The sequence below is a fragment of the Gottfriedia solisilvae genome (genome assembly GCF_002128405.1).
Classification (GTDB): Bacteria; Bacillota; Bacilli; order Bacillales; family Bacillaceae_G; genus Gottfriedia; species Gottfriedia solisilvae.
In genome coordinates this window covers 379,908-394,287 of the sequence record NZ_NETJ01000003.1, presented here as the reverse complement: position 1 = coordinate 394,287, position 14,380 = coordinate 379,908, and the positions used below count along the sequence as shown (strand labels likewise).

Below are 14,380 nucleotides of genomic sequence, written 5' to 3'. Positions count from 1 at the left end.
TCAAAGGAGTGGGTAGCGTGCTTGTTAAAATGTCCGAATTTTTAAAACTTTTACCTAAGAAAAAATGTTTACAATGTAATTCGACGATTGAAGAGCAACATGATTGCTACAGTAATACTTGTTCTAACTGTTTAAAAAATAGCTTCTAAAATAGAAAGAGCAGTCGAAAGTTGATTCAAGTTGCCCTACTTAAATCAACTTATAGACTGCTCTGTTTTCTTATTAATAACTTGGAACTACTTCTTTTTGACCACTAAATAAATATTGAATTGTATCTTTTACTGCTTTCTCACCTTGATCTATACAATCTGGTAAGCCTGAACCATAAAATGAACAACCTATAACAGATACACCAGGCATTTCATTTTGTAAGTAATGCTGCATATGTTTCGTACGCTCTTGATGATTAATTGTGTATTGAGGCATTGCTTCTTTCCATCTTGATACAACGTAAAACTCTGGCTCTTCTGCGATGTCCATAGTTTTCCTTAAATCCTCTAAAACGATTTTAACTAACTCTTCATCAGTTTGATCAACAATATCTTGATGCTTCGGTCGTCCTACGTAACAGCGAAGCAATACTTTCCCTTTCGGACAAGCATGTGGCCATTTTTTATGTGTCCAGGTACATGCCGTAATATTATAGTCGCTATTTCTAGAAACAACAAAACCTGTACCATTTATATCGTTTTTAATTGCACTTTCAGGAAAGGCAAGTGCCACATTGGCTACAGAAGTTGAAGGAACTTTTCGGAATGGCTCAAAAACAGTATCTTCATTAAATAAATCTGGAATAACACGATGCGGAAGTGCAACAATAATTGAATCTGCTTCGATTTTTGATTGATTGCTTAATGTAATTTCATATACATTATTCTTTTTATCAATCTTAATGGCTTGTACACCCTTTAAAATCTCATTTTGATCAAGTTCTTGTTCGATTCTTTCTACTATCGTTTCTAAACCCGTACTTACAGTCTGGAAAATTCCTTTTCTAGGACCTTTTGATTTTTTAACTGGCATTTCTTTTTTCATACCACGAACAATGCTTTGATACTTTTGCTCAAGATGAAAAAACTGAGGGAAAGTTGCCATTAAACTCATCTTATCAATATCACCTGAGTAAATACCTGATAAAAGTGGTTCAATTAAGTTTTCAACTACTTCATTTCCCAACCTTCTTCTAAAAAAAGCACCTAAAGACATATCGCCTTCAACTTGAGTTTTCGGAAGTACAAAATCAAGTCCTGCTCGTACTTTTCCTGCTGGTGAAAAAAGTCCAGAGAATAGGAATGGTTTTATTTGGGTTGGAATTCCCATATTTGAACCTTCTGGCATTCCATACAGTTGATTATTTACCAATACATAAGCTTTACCTGCTGTATTATGAACAATCTGATTTTGGATACCAAGATTTTCTGCAAGGCGATATGCGCTTTTTTTTCTAGCTAAAAACGAATCAGGTCCTCGTTCAATGACAAAACCATTTTTTCTAACTGTTTGTATTTTCCCACCAAGCTTCGTTGATGCTTCTATTAACTGAATATCAACTGGAAGGTTTTGTTTTTTTTGCTCTTGTTTCAAATAGTAGGCAGCTGTCAGACCAGTAATTCCTCCGCCTAAAATGACAACCTTCTTTTTCATCTATAGTCCTCCTATTTAGAAAACACTATTTATTGTTCATTCCACTTTCTTAAAACAACCGTACTTAACCCACTAATAAATAATGGATCTGTATTTGGCATTGGTGGACGAACATATCTTTTTTGTATTTTCTCTGTTACGTACTTACATTCTATATCGTTATCATAAAGTACTTCTAAGTGTTCACTTACAAATCCTAGAGGTAAATACACATACGTATCAAAATCATATTTTTCATCTAATTCATGTGTTAAGTCCTGTACATCAGGTCCAAGCCATGGTTCAGGTGTATTACCGGCACTTTGCCAGCCAAGATAATAATGCCTAATGTCTGCCTGTGCTACAACTAACTCAGCTGTTTGCTTTAATTGTTCTGGATACGGATCGCCGTAAGTAAGAATTTTTTCTGGTAAACTATGTGCTGAGAAAATAAAAGCAGTTTTTTCTCTTTCGTTATCATTCATAGGTTCCAGAATTTCTTCAACTTCTCTAACCCAATATTGAATAAATCTCTCTTCTCTATACCAATCATCTACATGTGTAATGATTGGGCCATCGATCTTTTCTGAATGATTTGTAGCACGTTCATTATAAGATTTCACACTGAAAGTAGAATAATGAGGAGCAAGTACAATACTAATTGCTTTTGTAATCCCATCATTTTTCATTTGGTCAACTGCATCTTCAATGAATGGTTCAATATGCTTTAAACCAAGATACATTTTAAATTCTACTTTATCCTGTATTTCATTTAGATCGCTTTCTAAAGCTTTCCCTTGTTCTAACGTTATTTTAGCTAATGGAGAAATTCCACCGATTGCTCGATAACGATCAGTTAGGTCCTCTAACATTTCAGGGGTAGGCTTTCTACCTCTACGAATATCTGTATAATATCGTTCAATATCTGATTCTTTATATGGCGTGCCGTATGCCATAACTAATAAACCAATTTTCTCTTTCATGTCATCACCATAGTCCTTTATTTTAAACTTGTACCCTCGAAGAATACTCATGTACAAAGCTAGTTAAACGTTTAAGAGTATCTGGATTTACTTCTGGGAATACCCCATGACCCAAGTTAAAGATATGACCTGGATTTGCCATGCCCTCATCAAGTATTTCCTTCGCACGAGCTTCGATTACTTCCCATGGAGCTAATAAGAATGATGGATCTAGATTTCCTTGAAGCGTTTTTGTAATTCCAAGTGAACGTGCTTCTGTGATAGAAGTTCTCCAATCTAAACCAATGACATTTATAGGAAGATCATTCCATTCATGGATTAAATGACTTGCTCCAACACCATACATAATTGTCGGGATATTGAAAGTTTTTAGTGCTGTAAAGATCTTCTCCATACAAGGTTTAATATAAATACGATAGTCTGCTGCATTTAATGCGCCAACCCATGAATCAAATAATTGAATTGCACTAGCCCCAGCATCAACTTGAGCTTTTACATATTTAATTGTCATTTCTGCTAAATGATCCATTAAAGCAAACCATGCTTCAGACTCTGCATACATAAATGATTTTGTTTTATTATAGTTTCTAGAAGGTCTTCATTCGATCATATAGCTTGCAACCGTAAATGGTGCGCCTGCAAATCCAATTAACGGTACTGAAAGCATTTCTGTTGTAAGTAATTTAATCGTGTCAAAGATGTAAGGTAATTGCTCTTCTGGATGAATATCAGTTAACTTTTTCACATCTGCTAAAGAACGGATTGGATTGCTAATAACCGGACCGACACCTGATTGAATCTCCACATCTACGCCAATCGCAGGTAGTGGCGACATAATATCCTTGTATAAAATTGCAGCATCTACATTATATTGATTTACTGGAAGCGCTGTTACATAAGCGCATAATTCTGGTTGATGAGTAATTTCAAATAATGAGTATTTTTCTTTAATTTTTCGATATTCTGGCTGAGAACGTCCTGCTTGTCTCATATACCAAACTGGCGTATGCGTTACTGATTCTCCTCTTGCCGCTCTTAGAAATGTATCGTTAAAATCTTTTTTCATCCTCAAAAGTCTCCCTTTCACTTTTCCAAACTCTACTATTAAATATACTGATTGGACCTTGAATTGTATAGATAACTTGATTAATGACACATAATGTTCACTTAATTTACATTTTTTATCAATTACTAGGTCGATTGAACTATTTGTCTTTTCCCATAAAAATTATATCAAAATATAACTAAAATATCGAATAATAAACTATATAATTTTTATTATTTAATAATTATTATAATTAATATTTTATCAGTTGATGAGTGTTGTTTGTCAATTGACTATAAATCCACAAATAAAAAGCTCTCCTTCAAATCTTTAGATAAGAAGGAGAGCCTTAAAATGTCTATTCTTTATTTCTTATGTTTGGATTGACAAGTTTAGACCTCTCACCCTCTTCTTTTGTTTGAGGATTATAAGGAACGACATAATATGAAGAAACATTAAATACATTTACAAAAGCATCACGATATTCGCCAACACCTGTAACTGTATCAATTAATTTTTCTTTTCCATCCTTTACTCGATAAATATGATATTGCTGTCTTTCATCAGTTGGTACTTTCCAAGTTAATTTCACCGAGAATAATCCAAATGGAGAGAAAGATACTTTCGATTTTAGATTACTAATCGGCTCTAGTTCAATTGGAGAATCTAAGTCTGCGATATTCTTAGGTTTTTCAAATTCAGTAGTCGGTTCTCTTCCAGCTTCTCTTAAAATCTTCTTAAATAAAATAGTTGGATAAGTACTACCATTTCGTAAAAAATGCTTCGCATCTGTCTTATCATAACCCATCCATATGGTACCAATTACATCTGGTGTATATCCTACGAACCATGCATCTTTATTACCGTTTGTTTGACCTGGAATATTTGTAGACCCTGTCTTTCCAGCTAAATCTCCTTCGAATACACCTTTATCGGCTGTACCTTCTTTTACAACACCACTTAGCATCTTAGTCATATACCAAGAAGTCTGAGATGAAAATACTTTATATTCTTTAATTTTCGCATTCGCTATTAATTCATTGTTATGATCATAGATAGCACTTATTACGAATGGTTCTAATGCATCTCCTTCGTGACCAAAGGTACTATATGCTTTCACGAGTTCTAATGGTGTTAACCCATTCTTAAGCCCACCTAATGCCATACTTAGTCCTCTATCTGGAATACTTATATTCATTTTCTCTAAGTAATTTTTAGCAACCTCTATACCAATATCGTTTAGTAGCCAAACTGCTGGCACATTTGCTGATTCAAGTATTGCTTTATACATTGTCATATTCTTTGAATACTCATTATTATAGTTTTTAGGCTTATAATCACCTAAGGCACTCTGTTCATTAGGTATTAATGAATATGGATTATAATTACCTGTCTCCAGTGCTGGCGAATAAACTAGTAATGGCTTAATTGTTGATCCTGGTTGTCTTTTTACATTAATTCGATTTAATCCTTGGAAGTAATAATTTCTTCCTCCAATGGCTGCTTCAACTCCACCTGTTTTTGAATTAATTAAAACAAATGCACCTTCCGCATTTTCATCAGTACCAGGAAAGTAGTTTCCATTTTTAAAATACTGATATGCTGTTAACTGTGTTTTCTTATGAATTGGTACAACTACTTTATAACCACCATTCAACAACTCATCATATGAGATATCGTATTTTTCCTTAGCCTCTTTAATAACCATGTCAATATAAGTTGCATAGCCGTTTTCAAACTTCTGCTCAGTAATATTCAACTCTGTAGGCTTGGCTTTTGTTTTACGATATTCCGCTTCAGTAATGTAATGATTATCTAGCATTTTATACAAGACTAAATTTCTACGTTCTAAACCTCTTTCTGGCTGAGAAACTGGATCATAATGTGAAGGAGCTTTTAATAATGCAGCCAAAGAGGCACTTTCTTCTAATGAGAGATTTTCTATATCCTTCCCAAAATAATACTTAGATGCACCACCAATACCATATACTCCATGTCCAAAATACACCTGGTTCAAATACATTTCTAAAATTTGATCCTTTGTATATTTTCTTTCGAGGTTAATGGCGATAATAACCTCTTTCGTCTTTCTCATAAATGTTTTATCATTTGTTAAAAACACGTTTTTAGCAAGTTGTTGTGTAAGTGTACTTGCACCTTGAACTTTACTAAATGCCTTTAAGTCATGTATGATTGCCCGAAATATTGATTGGACGTCGATCCCGTGATGCTTGTAAAAACGTTCATCTTCTATTGATACAATCGCCTGTTGTGTATATTCTGGAATATCATCTATCGAAACAATTTGATGGTTTTCATTATATAATTTCGAAACAAAGTTCCCTTCAAGATCAACCATTTCAGAAGAAGAGTGGATGACAAGCTTCTCTTCATCTATTACATAGTTTCCTAAAAAAACGATGAGTAAAAATCCAATAAAACTGATTAATAGGACACTTAACAGTCCTATTGCTAAATATCCCCATTTTTTCAAATCATTCACCTACATTTCTCATACCATTTCCATCATAGTATATCCATTTTTTCCCATTGATTAGTCACTAATTTCTTTTTTTCGCTACTTATTTCCTTGGAAATACATTTTTCGTCAATATATTCGTTAGCATTTTTTTAGAGGATTACCGATATATTTCTTGAATAGGTAAAGATAGATACATAGTAGGAGGAATGAAAGAATGTCTGATTTATTTACATTATTAGAATCATATTTTCCAGAAATGGTTTCCACACGGAGATACCTACATGAGCATCCGGAGCTTTCATTTAAGGAATACGAAACTGCCAAATTCATTCAAAACTTTTATAAGCAATTAGGTATTACATATCAATCTAATGTTGGTGGAAATGGCGTTGTTGCTACAATTCATGGTCGAAATCCTGGTAAAACAATTGCACTAAGAGCTGACTTTGATGCATTACCAATACAAGATGAAAAAAATGTACCATATGCATCTAAAGTTCCAGGGGTTATGCACGCATGTGGTCATGACGGTCATACTGCAACATTATTATATTTAGCAAAGGCCTTGAATGAACTAAAAGAACATTGGAATGGGAAAATTGTGTTGATTCATCAACATGCAGAAGAATATGCACCAGGAGGAGCAGTCTCAATGATTGCCGATGGTTGTCTAAATGGAGTAGATGAAATATACGGAACTCACTTATGGGCAATTGAAGATTTAGGTACGATTGGATACCGTAGTGGGCCAATAATGGCGGCTGCAGATCGTTTTTCAATTACGATCCAAGGTCAAGGTGGTCATGGTGCTGAACCTCACCGTACAAAAGATAGTATTGTTATTGCGAGTCAATTAGTTATGGCGCTTCAGCAAATTGTAAGTCGTGAAACAAATCCAATCGATACAGCTGTACTATCTATTGGAAGCTTCGAAGCTAAAAATGCATTTAATGTAATTGCAGATCGAGCAACTTTAATTGGAACAGTGAGAACGTTTAAGAAAGAAACGCAAGTAAAAGTTAAAGAGCAAATGGATCGAATCATTAAAGGAATCTGTTTTGCAAATGACGTAACTTATGAATTTAAATACGATGATGGCTATCCTCCTGTCGTAAACCATGAAAAAGAAACAGAATTATTAGTTCAAGTTGCTGCTTCTATCGATGAAGTTACACACGTTAAAGAAATGGATCCAAAAATGGGCGGAGAAGATTTTGCATATTATCTTCAAAAAGTTCCTGGAACATTCTTTTTCACTGGAGCAAAATCTCCAAACACATTGGAAACTTACCCGCATCATCACCCAAAATTCGATTTTGACGAAAAAGCAATGTTAATTGCTGCAAAAACACTTGGATCAGTATCTTTAAAGTCATTAATGAGTTCACATAAATTAGTTGAACAGAAATAAAAAAAAGGAGAACTTTAATTCAAAAGTTCTCCTTTTTTCTTTAAATGTCTAATTCTATATGCGTTTTTTGCTGTTTCTCCTAATTGTTCAAGAAGTTGGTAATTTACATACGCTCCTACAGGTGCACCTATAACAGGTACTAATTGTAGTAACTTCGCTAAATCTATGTGATCTCTATATTCCTGTTGTAAATGTTCCCAATTTATTTGTGGATTTTGATCTAGTTGATCTTCCCAATTTTCAATCACATGTAAAGTCTTTTTTCGATGTTCGTCACTTGAAAATGCTAATTGAAATATATACAACATAAATTGACGTTCAACTTCATCTTTTGGTGCATATCCATAAATTTTTGCTGCTTCAACTAAAAAGCGAATTTTAATTCCCATTAATAATGGAAAATCAGCAAGTCCTAATAAGATACCTCCTGCACCAGTTCCTGCACCTTCTACTGCAGAAATTTTCTTATATTCATTCAATTTTTTATCTAAGATTTCATCACGTTCCCTTAGTGATAAAGCATCATACTCTTCACTGCCACCACTAAAAACAGACGATCCACCGATAAACAATGTCATCATGTTTTTAATTGATTGGGTTAGTAAATCTTGAATTTGCTCTGGAAGTAAGGATTGTATCTTTAATTGTATTTTCTTAGCAGACGTTTTAAATACGTTTGAATCAGTTAAAATTTTTTGCTTCCATCTTGATAACTCGTATTGAATTCGCAGTTCATAAGAATCCATTTGGTTCACCCTTTACAATTTTTGTGATTGGCTCAACCTTTTTGACACATAAAATTTTATAAACCAAACTGAAAACACCATATAAATGAAGATCATCAAAAGAAAATTTAATGCTGCCATTCCCTTAACCAATGCAATTACACTAAAAACTACACTACATATTAACAGTAGTATATACAAAAGAGTTGAAATGGATTTTTTATTTTCGTCATTTGTATAAGGATATATTCTCCATAACATATGATAATTATATTGTTTTAAAATCGCCATATTTTGAATCCCAATCATATATAAAAATAAAATACCGATTATTAATTTCCCAATAACTGTAGGAACAAGATAGACAACAAAAGCACCGACAAATAATTGTCTAATAAACATGCTTAAGTAATTTCCATTTCTTATAAAAGTTCTTACTAATAAATAATCAGCTGCATTATTTGTTTTTATTTTCTTTATAATTGGATCAGCCCATCTTCGACGTCTTACTTGTTGTTGAATAGAAGGCACGTCTGTAAACAAATTCGCAAAACGATAAAAACTCGCTAAACGAGAAGTATCAAGTTTAACATTTCTTTCCCACTGTACCCTCTTATTCTGACTAATTGTTTGAATTAATATTGCATAAACTGCTAAACAAATAATCGGAATGAATAATAGGAAAATGTTCCATTTGCTTAATAAAGCATAGATAAAGAAAAATGAACCGATAGCTCTTACACAATAATCAAGACCTCGATTTAAAATTCCTTTATTTGATGTATGTAGAAATGACACAAATAAATGGTATGCCTTCAATAAGAAAATAATGATTATAAAAACAATAAAACTTGTTGTTTCCCCTAACATAAACTTCTTATAAATTGGATAAATAACACCCAAAAACATTAAAAGCAAATAAGCTTGCACTAAAAAAGTTATGAAATAGGATCTAATAAAATATCCTTTCATTCTTTTTTCTAAAGGCAACAAATAGTATAAGTCTGGCCCTTTAAAATATGTAGTGATTTGCCCAGAAGATACTAGTAAAGCAAAAACAATTGAAATAAATAAAACAGCTGGATAATCTAATGAGATTGTTTTCAATAGTTGTTGATAGTAATATGCTCCCCCACCGAATCCAAAAACAAGAACAAATTTAATATGATCATTAAAGATATAACGTCCATACTTACTAATTTCTTTTAGATAGCTTTTATATCTACTGGACCATAATTGCTTGACCGTTCTCATATTGTTTTTTCCTTAGTAGCAAAGATATAAATTTCATCCAATGACGCATTAGGCATGTTATATTGTTCCTGAAGCTCATTTAAAGTACCTTTAGCAATGATCACGCCTTCGTGTAATATAATAAAGGAATCACAATAGATTTGCGCAGTTGATAATATGTGCGTCGACATTAAAATGCCGGCACCTTTTTCTTTTTCCACCTTAAGTATTTCTAAAAGATCGTTTATAGCGATTGGATCTAACCCAAGAAAAGGCTCGTCAATTATGTATAGCTCTGGTTGTACGATTAATGAACAAATAATCATAACTTTTTGCTTCATACCTTTTGAAAAGGTAGATGGAAAATAATTTCTCTTTTCATAAAGACGAAATGTTTTCAATAATTCTTCGCTTCGTTGTTTAAAATCTTTTTCTGGAATGTTATATGCTAGTGCTGTCATTTCTAGATGTTCTTGTAAAGTAAGCTCATCATAAATCATCGGTGATTCTGGTACATAGGATAAGCTTGAACGGTAAACAGTCGGATCAGCATCAAAATTTCTTCCGTTAATTAAGATTTCTCCTTTTAATGGCTTTAATAGTCCTAAAATATGTTTAATTGTTGTACTTTTACCAGCTCCATTTAAACCAATTAACCCAACGAGCTCGTGTTTTTCTATCGTAAATGAAACATCTTTAATAACAGGCTGTCTTGTATATCCGCCTGATACATCTTGTACATGTAATAAAGTCATTATCTACAAATCCTTTCGAAAGTACTTTCAGATTTATTGTAACAAATATTAACTTTAACTTCCTTAATATCATATTTATCTTCCTCCCAAAAAAAATCCTTCTTTTTTTGAATACTATTTCTGCTAAAGGGTATTATAATTCTTGAAGGGAAAGAAACACTCTCTTTTCCGGTTTTTAACCACTTTGAGATGAGGTGTTTGTTAAAGAGTCAAATCAAGTTTGCGTTCAAACCATTGTAAGATAACTGTTTAAAGTGAAATGAGGTATCTCCGAAAGATAAAAACATCGTTGTATAAACAGCAGTGAAAACATCTAAGGGGATGGTGCGCTTGAACAATATCATTAAACACAAAGGTCATTAGTATACCAACTCGTAAATGAGGTGTCTCGAGCAGAGCATATATTTTTAATATAAGGTGTACAAATTAATTGAACATTATAGCAAATGAGGTGTCAGTTAAAGACAATTTAACTTAACAATTTAACAAATAATATCTTTCTCCTTCAGCAAGAAGCAACTATTAGTTGCTTCTTGTTTTATTTTCTGTTATCAGTAAAAATGGATTTTATGTTAGAATAGGAAAAAAATGTAAAGGATGTATGTTTACGATGGCACATGATTCTAATTGTATATTTTGTAAAATTGCAGAAGGTTCAATTCCATCTTCAAAAGTTTATGAAGATGACAATATTATGGCTTTTCTAGACTTAAGCCAGGTTACAAAAGGGCACACTTTAGTTATTCCAAAGGAACATGTAGATAATATATTTTCAATGAGTGAAGAAACTGCAGCTACATATTTTAGTAAAGTACCTGTTATTGCAAACGCAATAAAAAATGCATTTGATGTTGAAGGTGTAAATATATTAAATAATAGTGGTGAAGTTTCAGGTCAAACTGTATTTCATTATCATATGCATATTTTACCACGATATGGAAAAAATGATGGATTCGATGTAAAATGGCAGACCAATTCAGAAAAATACACAAACGAACTACTTCAAGAGATTGCAAAATCTATCGAAAATAATATTATTAAACAATAATAAATTACGACGATTATTAAATAAAAAAACAGGAGATCACAGATCTCCTGTTTTTTATTTTCCATTTCATGGATATTCCACATTTCGTTTCATTTACACTATTTTTTTTAGGTTATATAGTTTATATTTACTATATATCAATTAGTAAATTTATTATTATTTCCTATTTAAGATTCACTCAACATTATATAAGCATATCTTTTTTAACTTATAACATTCTATTATAATATAAAATTGTAGAATTTTATCAACTACTTTGTGAAAATTTTTAAAAATTCTAAATAAAAGTTCTTTATTTATTCAGATATTATTGGCATAATAATAAATAGATAGTTAAATAGAAAAGAAGGTGAATTGATGAAAACTGAACAAAAGATGTACACAATGAAAGAAGCTTTGATTTTTAGTCAAAGAATTGCCCAAATTTCGAAAGCATTATGGAAGTCAGTTGAAAAAGACTGGCAACAATGGATTAAACCCTATGATTTAAATATCAATGAACATCATATTTTAATGATCGCCTTCCATTTAAAGGGTGCCTCAATTTCTGAAATTGCTAAATTTGGTGTAATGCACGTATCAACTGCTTTTAATTTCTCTAAAAAGCTAGAAGAACGTGGTTTATTAGTATTTTCTAAAAAAGTTGAAGATAAGCGAAATACTTATATTGAGTTAACTGAAAAAGGCAAAAATATGTTATTAGATATATTAGAAGAATTCGATCCAGAAACAAACTCTGTTTTCCAAGGTACTTTGCCATTAAAAGAGTTTTATGGTAAATTCCCTGAGAATATGGAAATCATGGCTATTTTAAGAAATATCTATGGTAAAGATTTCATCGATATATTCGAAACAACTTTAGATAATATCGATAAAGAGTTTATTGAAGAAGATAATCGTCTGATTAAGAAACCTTAAATCACGAATCTTTTCCAAATTTTTTTCTTGAAAGCGTATCCTTTCTATATTCGAGCGACAAACATAACCTGTTAAGGATTTGACGATTGCTCAACCAAAAAGAAGCGGGTCAAAGATACTATATCCTACCGCTTTTTGTTTTTAGCCCACTTTGTTCAACGATTCACAAAAATTCCCCTCCAAAAAATCATCCTATTATCCTTCTATTATTCATTTCGACACTCAATTCTTTGTTCTATGTAAATCTTTTTTTAATCTCTATATAAACTCAACCGAAAGCATTTAGCTTTCGGTTGAATATTTTTCTTATTTACACATTATATGCAAGCTGCTCCAACGATTATTAATAAGATGAACAATACGACGATTAAAGCAAACCCACCATAGAATCCTGTGCTCATCATATACACCTCCTTTAGCTACATATCTTATCTTATGCGTGCATCATAAAATGGTCTGGGCAACAGTCCTAGTACTTCTCTAATTTCATAGATAGAGATCCACTTATAGACAAGAACACCCAATGATAATTAATAAGATAAATAAAACGACGATTAATACAAATTCATGTGATGAACTAGCTCCCATTTTTCCAACCTCCTAAAAGTAACTCTTTATAATATATAAACGAAAGTTACAAATGACTGTGCGAATGTCACGATTGGCAAGCTGTTTTTTAAACAAAAGCCTATTTAATTTTTGAGGACATACATAAACAAGCATCTTTTTAACAAATTTTTTTTATAAATACGTTCCAATTTCTTCTTTTTTTGGGATAAACTTTGTCACATTGAAGGAAAATATGATATATTAAGTGAAGTTATTTCCAGTTATTAGAAAGTTAGATATGTATTGGAAATGTAGTATACATACTTTGCTAGGTATTTTTCTTTTACGAAGAAATAAAGTCTAAATATTTATTAGGAGATGTTTAAATGAAAAAGTTAATCGTATCTGCAGTTTTAGCAACATCAGTATTTGGACTAGCAGCATGTGGATCATCTAGTATTGGTGATGACGTAGTTGCTAAAACAAATTCAGGAAACATTACAACAGAAGATTTATATAATAAAATGAAAGATACAGCTGGATTAGCAATGCTAAAACAAATGGCTATTGAAAATTATCTACGTAAAAACTTTAAAGTAAGCGATAAAGAAGTAGATAAAAAGTTCAATGAGTATAAAACACAAAATGGTGACCAGTTTGAAGCATTCTTAACTCAATATGGCTTTAAAGATGAAAAAGCTTTTAAAGAGCGTGTAGAGATTGATTTATTAACTGAAAAAGCTGCTCAAAAAAGTGTTACTAAAAAGGAAATTGAAAATTACAAACCAGAAATTAAAGCAAGCCATATCTTAGTAAAAGATGAAGCTACTGCTAAAAAAGTGAAAAAAGAATTAGATGCTGGTGGAGATTTCGCGGCACTTGCAAAAAAATATTCTACTGACACTGGGTCAAAAGATAAAGGTGGAGACTTAGGCTACTTTGGCGAAGGTGCGATGGTACCTGAATTTGAAGAAGCAGCATATAACTTAAAAGTTGGCGAAATTAGTGAACCAGTAAAATCACAATTTGGCTACCACATTATTAAAGTAGTTGATAAAAAAGAAGTAAATGAAAAGGAAGCTCGCGAAAAGATTGCTGCTTCTAAATTAACTCAAGAAAACTTCTCAGCGTTTTCAGACTCTCTACTTAAAGATGCAGATTTCAAATTAGAAGATAAAGATTTAGAAAAACAAGATAAGAAATAATCCATAAAAAAAACTGCCTAATTAAGTTAGGCAGTTTTTTTATTAATTTGAAGAAACTTCAGAGCTAATTAATAACTGCTCTCTTCTTTCTCTTTCTTCTTTAATTCTTTGCAAATAAATTTCTCCCTCTTTTTCAATGAAAGCTTCATCTGCATCTCTGTCTTGCTTAGAGGTATACAATACCATAAACCCACTCACAAATATCCCTAAAATAACAATATACATCCAAAACGGTAATAGTAACATATTTTTTCCTCCTTAGTAGACAAGCATTTGCTTCATTATATGGTCACTTCAGAAAAAGTATGATTATTTTAGTATTTTATTTGTAGAAATCGGTTTATTCATTTGTTCTGTTCTTCTTCAGGAACTCACTCTCTTTTGGAATGGAGGTGCACCACTA

14 protein-coding genes and 1 pseudogene are annotated in these 14,380 nt (G+C 32.0%); 5 read left to right on the top strand and 10 right to left on the bottom strand.

The genetic code is table 11. From position 1 onward, the window contains the following. Nucleotides 1-29 precede the first annotated feature (29 nt). Nucleotides 30-149, top strand: coding sequence for a protein YhfH (yhfH, locus tag CAB05_RS11220; protein WP_371870381.1), 120 nt, complete (start codon nucleotides 30-32; stop codon nucleotides 147-149). Between the two features lie 73 nt (nucleotides 150-222). Here the strand turns inward: yhfH and hemY are convergent, their stop codons facing one another. The 4 genes and pseudogenes from hemY to CAB05_RS11200 all read right to left on the bottom strand — a co-directional run bounded on the left by hemY (nucleotide 223) and on the right by CAB05_RS11200 (nucleotide 6,145). Beyond that, nucleotides 223-1,644: a protoporphyrinogen oxidase gene (gene hemY, locus CAB05_RS11215; RefSeq protein ID WP_087999923.1), complete on the bottom strand. Its 1,422-nt coding sequence runs from the start codon at nucleotides 1,642-1,644 to the stop codon at nucleotides 223-225. 29 nt (nucleotides 1,645-1,673) lie between these two features. Further along, the gene (hemH, locus tag CAB05_RS11210; protein ID WP_087999922.1) at nucleotides 1,674-2,606 is read right to left on the bottom strand and encodes a ferrochelatase; all 933 of its coding nucleotides are present in this window, start codon (nucleotides 2,604-2,606) and stop codon (nucleotides 1,674-1,676) included. A gap of 22 nt (nucleotides 2,607-2,628) precedes the next feature. Continuing rightward, nucleotides 2,629-3,672: pseudogene (gene hemE, locus CAB05_RS11205) on the bottom strand (uroporphyrinogen decarboxylase). A gap of 337 nt (nucleotides 3,673-4,009) precedes the next feature. Beyond that, the gene (locus CAB05_RS11200) at nucleotides 4,010-6,145 is read right to left on the bottom strand and encodes a transglycosylase domain-containing protein (protein WP_371870399.1); all 2,136 of its coding nucleotides are present in this window, start codon (nucleotides 6,143-6,145) and stop codon (nucleotides 4,010-4,012) included. A gap of 202 nt (nucleotides 6,146-6,347) precedes the next feature. Here CAB05_RS11200 and CAB05_RS11195 point away from each other — a divergent pair, with 202 nt between their 5' ends. Continuing rightward, nucleotides 6,348-7,544 carry a M20 family metallopeptidase gene (locus tag CAB05_RS11195; protein ID WP_087999920.1) on the top strand — a complete coding sequence of 399 codons (1,197 nt, stop codon included), beginning with the start codon at nucleotides 6,348-6,350 and terminating at the stop codon, nucleotides 7,542-7,544. A 14-nt stretch (nucleotides 7,545-7,558) separates the two neighbouring features. Here the strand turns inward: CAB05_RS11195 and CAB05_RS11190 are convergent, their stop codons facing one another. From CAB05_RS11190 to CAB05_RS11180, 3 genes are read right to left on the bottom strand one after another with little or no spacing between them, the layout of a single operon-like run. Then, a complete protein-coding gene (locus CAB05_RS11190; RefSeq protein ID WP_087999919.1) occupies nucleotides 7,559-8,290 on the bottom strand; it encodes an EcsC family protein in 732 nt (243 codons plus the stop codon). 12 nt (nucleotides 8,291-8,302) lie between these two features. Further along, entirely contained in the window at nucleotides 8,303-9,523 is a 1,221-nt protein-coding gene (locus tag CAB05_RS11185) for an ABC transporter permease (protein WP_087999918.1), read from the bottom strand. After that, the gene (locus CAB05_RS11180) at nucleotides 9,520-10,260 is read right to left on the bottom strand and encodes an ABC transporter ATP-binding protein (protein WP_087999917.1); all 741 of its coding nucleotides are present in this window, start codon (nucleotides 10,258-10,260) and stop codon (nucleotides 9,520-9,522) included. Before CAB05_RS11180 ends, CAB05_RS11185 begins: the two co-directional genes overlap by 4 nt. A 607-nt stretch (nucleotides 10,261-10,867) precedes the next feature. On the opposite strand from CAB05_RS11180, the gene CAB05_RS11175 reads away from it, so the two are divergent. Further along, the gene (locus CAB05_RS11175; protein ID WP_087999916.1) at nucleotides 10,868-11,305 is read left to right on the top strand and encodes an HIT family protein; all 438 of its coding nucleotides are present in this window, start codon (nucleotides 10,868-10,870) and stop codon (nucleotides 11,303-11,305) included. Nucleotides 11,306-11,662: 357 nt separating this feature from the next. After that, a complete protein-coding gene (locus tag CAB05_RS11170) occupies nucleotides 11,663-12,223 on the top strand; it encodes an HTH-type transcriptional regulator Hpr (RefSeq protein WP_087999915.1) in 561 nt (186 codons plus the stop codon). A 317-nt stretch (nucleotides 12,224-12,540) separates the two neighbouring features. Here CAB05_RS11170 and CAB05_RS11165 read toward each other — a convergent pair whose 3' ends face one another. Both CAB05_RS11165 and CAB05_RS11160 read right to left on the bottom strand, forming a co-directional pair. After that, complete coding sequence (locus CAB05_RS11165; protein WP_142283097.1) at nucleotides 12,541-12,624, bottom strand: YjcZ family sporulation protein; 84 nt, start codon at nucleotides 12,622-12,624, stop codon at nucleotides 12,541-12,543. Nucleotides 12,625-12,727: 103 nt separating this feature from the next. Beyond that, entirely contained in the window at nucleotides 12,728-12,811 is an 84-nt protein-coding gene (locus tag CAB05_RS11160; protein WP_087999913.1) for a YjcZ family sporulation protein, read from the bottom strand. Between the two features lie 347 nt (nucleotides 12,812-13,158). Between CAB05_RS11160 and CAB05_RS11155 the strand changes: the two genes are divergently transcribed. Next, complete coding sequence (locus CAB05_RS11155) at nucleotides 13,159-13,977, top strand: peptidylprolyl isomerase (RefSeq protein ID WP_087999912.1); 819 nt, start codon at nucleotides 13,159-13,161, stop codon at nucleotides 13,975-13,977. Nucleotides 13,978-14,019: 42 nt separating this feature from the next. On the opposite strand, the gene CAB05_RS11150 is transcribed toward CAB05_RS11155, so the two are convergent. Continuing rightward, nucleotides 14,020-14,223: a sporulation YhaL family protein gene (locus tag CAB05_RS11150; protein ID WP_087999911.1), complete on the bottom strand. Its 204-nt coding sequence runs from the start codon at nucleotides 14,221-14,223 to the stop codon at nucleotides 14,020-14,022. Between the last annotated feature and the right edge of the window lie 157 nt (nucleotides 14,224-14,380).